This is a genomic window from Streptomyces sp. NPDC002156 (assembly GCF_053593675.1).
Window position 1 is genome coordinate 1 of sequence record NZ_JBSFDA010000308.1, and the last position, 5,563, is coordinate 5,563.

The following is a 5,563-nucleotide window of genomic DNA, read 5'->3' on the forward strand; positions in this document are numbered from 1 at the left end:
TGTCGGAGGGCGCGGGGTCCGAGGGTGTCGCCGACGTGCTGTAGCTCGGGGTCTCCGAGGGGGTCTCCGTGACGGCCGGCGGCTCGCTCGGCGTGCGCCAGTGGTCGGTCCAGGCCGTGCCGCCCCACCAGCGCTCCGTGTGCGGGGCGGCCGGGTCGCGATACCAGCCGGGCGGTGGCGTCGTGCTCATTCCGGCACTGTAGGGGCGCACCCCTAGCCGACGTACGGCTGTTGCCCTACACGGGAGTGACGTACGCGCCCGCGATGCCGCCGTCCACCAGGAAGTCGGTGGCGTTGACGAAGGACGAGTCGTCGCTGGCCAGGAAGGCGACGGCGGCGGCGATCTCGTCGGCCTCGGCGAAGCGGCCGACCGGGATGTGGACGAGCCTGCGGGCGGCGCGCTCGGGGTCCTTGGCGAACAGCTCCTGGAGGAGCGGGGTGTTGACCGGGCCGGGGCAGAGGGCGTTGACGCGGATGCCCTCGCGGGCGAACTGGACGCCCAGTTCACGGGTCATGGCGAGGACGCCGCCCTTGGAGGCCGTGTACGAGATCTGGGAGGTGGCGGCGCCCATCCTGGCCACGAACGACGCCGTGTTGATGATCGAGCCCTTGCCCTGGCGCCGCATGTAGGGGATCGCGGCCTTGCAGCACAGGAAGACGGAGGTGAGGTTGACCTCCTGGACGCGCTTCCATGCCTCCAGCCCTGTCTCCAGGATGGAGTCGTCGTCGGGCGGCGAGATACCGGCGTTGTTGAACGCGATGTCGACGCTGCCGTAGGTGTCGTACGCCGTCTTGAAGAGCGCCTCGACCTGCTCGGGGTCGGTGACGTCGACCTTGACGAAGATCCCGCCGATCTCCTCGGCGGCGGCCTTGCCGCGCGTCTCGTCGACGTCGCCGCAGACGACGTGGGCGCCCTCGGAGGCGAGCCTGCGCGCGGTGGCGAGGCCGATGCCGCTGCCGGCACCGGTGATGACGGCGGTACGGCCGACGAGACGCCTGCAAATGCTCTCTGCGGTCACTGTGTGGGGCCTTCCGTGCTGATGAAGACGTTCTTGGTCTCGGTGAAGGCGATGAGGGCGTCCGGGCCCAGCTCGCGGCCGATCCCGGACTGCTTGAAGCCGCCGAAGGGGGTCCAATAGCGCACGCTGGAGTGCGAGTTGACCGACAGGTTGCCCGCCCTGACGGCCTGCGAGACGCGCAGGGCGCGGCCGACGTCCCGGGTCCAGATGGAGCCGGAGAGGCCGTAGTCCGTGCCGTTGGCCAGCTGGATCGCCTCCGCCTCGTCCTCGAAGGGCAGGACGACGGCGACGGGGCCGAAGACCTCCTCGACGGCCACGCGCGCGTGCGGGTCGACGTCGGTGAGGACGGTCGGCGGGAACCAGAAGCCGGGGCCTGCGGGCGCCTCGCCCCGGATGCCGGCCAGGTCGTCGGTGACGTACCCGCGTACGCGGTCCAGTTGGGCCCTGGAGATCAGCGGGCCCATCTGGGTCTTCTCGTCGGCCGGGTCGCCGACGAGGACGGATTCGACGGCGGGGGCGAGGAGTTCGAGGAAGCGGTCGTACACGGAGCGCTGGACGAGGATGCGGGTGCGGGCGCAGCAGTCCTGGCCGGAGTTGTCGAGGAAGGACATGGGGGCGGCGGCCGCGGCGGCCTCGATGTCCGCGTCGGCGAAGACGATGTTGGGGCTCTTGCCGCCGAGTTCGAGGGTGACGCGCTTGAGGAGCGCCGAGCCCTTCGCCAGCACCTGCTTGCCCACGCCGGTCGACCCGGTGAAGACGATCTTCGCGACGCCCGGGTGTTCGACGAGCGCGTTGCCCGCGACCGGGCCGTGGCCGGGCAGCACCTGGAACAGGCCCTCGGGAAGCCCTGCCTCCAGGGCGAGTTCGGCGAGGCGGAGTGCGGTCAGCGGGGTCGTCTCGGCGGGCTTGAGGATGACCGCGTTGCCCGCGGCGAGCGCGGGTGCCGTGCCCCAAGCGGCAATGGGCATAGGGAAGTTCCAGGGCGCGATGACCCCGACGACGCCGAGCGGTTCGAGGATGGTGATGTCGAGGCCGCCGGCGACCGGGATCTGGCGGCCCGTCAGCCGCTCGACACCCCCCGCCGCGTAGTCGAGGAGATCGCGGACGTTGCCGGCCTCCCAGCGCGCGTTGCCGATGACGTGTCCGGCCTCGCGCACCTCCAACTGGGCCAGTTCTTCGAGGTGTTCGTCGACGGTGGCCGCGAAGCGGCGCAGCAGCCGGGCGCGGTCGCCGGGCGCGAGGGCCGCCCAGCGGGCCTGGGCGTGCGTGGCGCGTACGACGGCCGCGTCGACGTCCTCGCGGGTGGCGGCGGGGACGGTGGCGACGACGTCCTCGGTGGCGGGATTGAGAACGCGCAGCTCACCCTCGTACACAGGCTGATGCTCGTGTTGGTTTTCGTGCTCGTACGGCAAGGAAGGACCTCTCACAGGCGTTCGAAGGAGCGGCGCAGCTCCCAGTCGGTCACCGCGGCGTCGAAGGCGTCGAGTTCGACGCGGGCCATGTTGCGGTAGTGGGCGACCACCTCGTCGCCGAAGGCGGCCTTGGCGACGGGGCTGTTCTCCCACAGCTCGGCGGCCTCGCGCAGGGTGGTGGGGACATGGGCGTAGTCGGCGGTGTACGCGTTCCCGGCGCACGCCTCGGGCAGTTCGAGCTTCTGCTCGATGCCGTGGAGCCCGGCGGCGATGAGCCCGGCGACGGCGAGGTACGGGTTGACGTCACCGCCGGGCAGCCGGTTCTCGAACCGCATGGACCGCCCGTGGCCGACGACCCGCAGCGCGCAGGTGCGGTTGTCGTAGCCCCAGGCGACGGCGGTCGGCGCGAAGGAACCGGGCTGGAATCTCTTGTACGAGTTGATGTTGGGCGCGTAGAGGAGCGAGAAGTCGCGGAGCGCGGCGAGCTGCCCGGCGAGGAAGTACCGCATGACCTCGGACATGCCACCGGGATCGGCGCCCGTACCGGCCATGACGTTGGAGCCGTCCGAGTCGGCGAGCGAGAGATGGATATGACAGGAGTTGCCCTCGCGCTCGTTGTACTTGGCCATGAAGGTGAGCGAGTAGCCCTCCTGGCTGGCGATCTCCTTGGCGCCGGTCTTGTAGACGGCGTGCTGGTCGCAGGTGACGAGGGCGTCGTCGTACTTGAAGGCGATCTCGTGCTGGCCCGGATTGCACTCGCCCTTGGCGGACTCGACGATCAGCCCGGCGCCCGTCATCTCGTTCCGGATGCGGCGCAGCAGTGGCTCGATACGGCCGGTGCCGAGCACGGAGTAGTCGATGTTGTACTGATTCGCAGGGGTCAGGTCGCGGTAGTGGGCGTCCCAGGCCTGCTCGTAGGTGTCCTTGAAGACGATGAACTCCAGCTCGGTACCGACCTTCGCGGTGAACCCGTGCTCGGCGAGCCGTTCCAGCTGACGGCGGAGGATCTGGCGGGGTGCGGCGACGACCGGGGAGCCGTCGTTCCAGGCGAGGTCGGCGACGAGGAAGGCCGTACCGGCGTTCCAGGGCAGACGGCGGAGCGTGGACAGATCGGGATGCATGGCGAAGTCGCCGTACCCCCGCTCCCAGGAGGACATCTCATAGCCATCGACGGTGTTCATCTCGGTGTCGACGGCGAGGAGGTAGTTGCAGCCCTCGGTGCCGTGCTCCAGGACGTCGTCGAGGAAGAACCGGGCGGCGAACCGCTTGCCCTGGAGCCGCCCTTGCATGTCGGGGAAGGCCAGGACGACAGTGTCGATCTCACCGCTCGCGACGAGGGCGTGCAGCTCATCGACGCTCAGCGGGGGTGTGCGGTCTGCCACGGGAAAGCTCCTTCGGCTTCTGCGCGTTTTTTCAGCCGGGCCGGAAGCCATAAGGTATTGCGGAGAACCATTGCTTGGGAAGGGGGCACGGCCAGATGGCGCTGGACGCTGAGGGCGGCCTGGAGGACCGGTTGACGCCGGTGCTGCGGCCTGTGCGGGCGGGCAACGGTTTCGAGGAGGCACTGGAACAGATTCTGCAGGTCGTACGGCTGGGCCTGGTACCGGGCGGCGAGCGGCTGCCGGCCGAGCGGGAGCTCGCGGAGCGGCTCGGGATCAGCCGGGTGACGCTGCGCGAGGTGCTGAAGGTGCTCCAGGACCAGGGGCTGGTGGAGTCGCGGCGCGGCCGGTACGGCGGAACGTTCGTGCTGCCGCGCGGCGACGCGGGCGCGGGCGGCGAGGACGAGCTGCGGCGGCGGATCAGCGCGGTCGACATCGAGGACGTGCTGCGCTTCCGGGAGGTGCTGGAGGTGGGCGCGGCGGGCCTGTGCGCGCAGCACGGCCTGTCGGGCGAGCAGGCCGGTCGGCTGCGGGAGGCGCTGGCCCGTACCCAGGACGCGCCCCTCTCCGACTACCGCCGCTTGGACACACTCCTCCACCTCACCCTGGCCGAGCTGTGCGGCTCCCCGACGCTGACCTCGCAGTACGCGGCGGTACGGGCGACGGTGAACGACCTGCTCGACTGCATCCCGCTGCTGGTACGCAACCTGGAGCACTCGCAGCGCCAGCACGCGGCGCTGGTGGACGCGGTGCTCGACGGGGACGCGGACGGGGCCCGGGAGATGATGCGGGAGCACTGCTCGGGGACGGCGGCGCTGTTGCGGGGGTTCTTGGCGTAAGGGCGCGAAGGCTGTTCGGCGGGTGAGACGCGGGTTGCCTCATGGGGCGAGGGTCGGCAAAGGTATGGGCGTACGCCATTGGACGCCCCGTTGGATGCCCCATCGGAGGCCCCTTCGGATGTCAGGGAGGCCCTCGTGACGACCGCCGGACGACGACCGCTGATCGGCGTCAGCACCTACCTGGAGTCCGGCGCGCGCTGGGGTGCGTGGGAGCTGCCCGCGGCGCTGCTGCCGGCCGGGTATCCGCGGCTCGTGCAGCGGGCCGGGGGCATCGCCGCGATGCTGCCGCCGGACGATCCGGCACATGCCGCCGCGACGGTCGCCCGGCTCGACGGGGTCGTGATCGCGGGCGGTCCGGACGTCGATCCGGCCCGGTACGGAGTGGATCGCGACCCGCGGACGGGCCCGCCGGCCGAAGCGCGGGACGCGTGGGAACTGGCGCTGATCGAGGCCGCGTTGGCGTCCGGGACGCCGCTGCTGGGGATCTGCCGGGGCATGCAGCTGCTGAACGTCGCCCTGGGCGGCACGCTGGTGCAGCACATCGACGGGCACGCGGTGACCCCGGGGGTCTTCGGCGAGCACACCGTGAAGCCGGTGCCGGGGACGCGGTACGCGGAGGCGGTACCGGAGGCGACGTCGGTCCCGACGTTCCACCACCAGGCGGTGGACCGTCTGGGGAGGGGGCTGGTGGCGTCGGCGTACGCGGAGGACGGGACGGTGGAGGCGGTGGAACCGGGGGGTGGGGGTGCCGGTTCCGGGTGGGTGTTGGGGGTGCAGTGGCATCCGGAGATGGGGGAGGACTTGCGGGTGATGGGGGCGTTGGTGGCGGCGGTGGGGTAGGGCGAACCCCCGCTCCGGCCCTGAACGGGCCTTGTCCTCAAAGGCACGATGATCGAGCTGCCGCGCGCCGCTCT

The 5,563-nt window shown here is 71.1% G+C and carries 6 protein-coding genes; 2 read left to right on the top strand and 4 right to left on the bottom strand.

Going from position 1 to position 5,563, the window contains the following annotated elements; all coding sequences use genetic code 11:
* From ACWCRB_RS48740 to ACWCRB_RS48755, 4 genes are all read right to left on the bottom strand, one after another.
* Window positions 1-190, bottom strand: a 190-nt coding sequence (locus ACWCRB_RS48740) for a DUF2510 domain-containing protein (RefSeq protein WP_451002207.1), incomplete at its 3' end; no start/stop codon positions are given.
* A 46-nt stretch (window positions 191-236) separates the two neighbouring features.
* Window positions 237-1,019 carry a 3-oxoacyl-ACP reductase gene (locus ACWCRB_RS48745; RefSeq protein WP_389359034.1) on the bottom strand — a complete coding sequence of 261 codons (783 nt, stop codon included), beginning with the start codon at window positions 1,017-1,019 and terminating at the stop codon, window positions 237-239.
* A complete protein-coding gene (locus tag ACWCRB_RS48750) occupies window positions 1,016-2,392 on the bottom strand; it encodes an aldehyde dehydrogenase family protein (RefSeq protein ID WP_451002208.1) in 1,377 nt (458 codons plus the stop codon). The genes ACWCRB_RS48745 and ACWCRB_RS48750 overlap by 4 nt, the downstream gene beginning before the upstream one ends.
* Before the next feature lie 50 nt (window positions 2,393-2,442).
* On the bottom strand, window positions 2,443-3,813 hold the full coding sequence (locus ACWCRB_RS48755) for a glutamine synthetase family protein (protein WP_451002209.1): 1,371 nt from the start codon (window positions 3,811-3,813) through the stop codon (window positions 2,443-2,445).
* Window positions 3,814-3,908: 95 nt separating this feature from the next.
* Here ACWCRB_RS48755 and ACWCRB_RS48760 point away from each other — a divergent pair, with 95 nt between their 5' ends.
* Together ACWCRB_RS48760 and ACWCRB_RS48765 are read left to right on the top strand one after the other, a co-directional pair.
* Complete coding sequence (locus ACWCRB_RS48760; RefSeq protein ID WP_451002210.1) at window positions 3,909-4,649, top strand: FadR/GntR family transcriptional regulator; 741 nt, start codon at window positions 3,909-3,911, stop codon at window positions 4,647-4,649.
* A 135-nt stretch (window positions 4,650-4,784) separates the two neighbouring features.
* Window positions 4,785-5,489, top strand: a complete 705-nt coding sequence (locus tag ACWCRB_RS48765; protein ID WP_451002211.1) for a gamma-glutamyl-gamma-aminobutyrate hydrolase family protein — start codon at window positions 4,785-4,787, stop codon at window positions 5,487-5,489.
* Window positions 5,490-5,563 lie beyond the last annotated feature (74 nt).

What these genes read in the sequence shown, in the direction of transcription:
- ACWCRB_RS48760 (WP_451002210.1), top strand. Translation starts at nt 3,909, where the DNA reads ATGGCGCTGGACGCTGAGGGCGGCCTGGAGGACCGGTTGACGCCGGTG.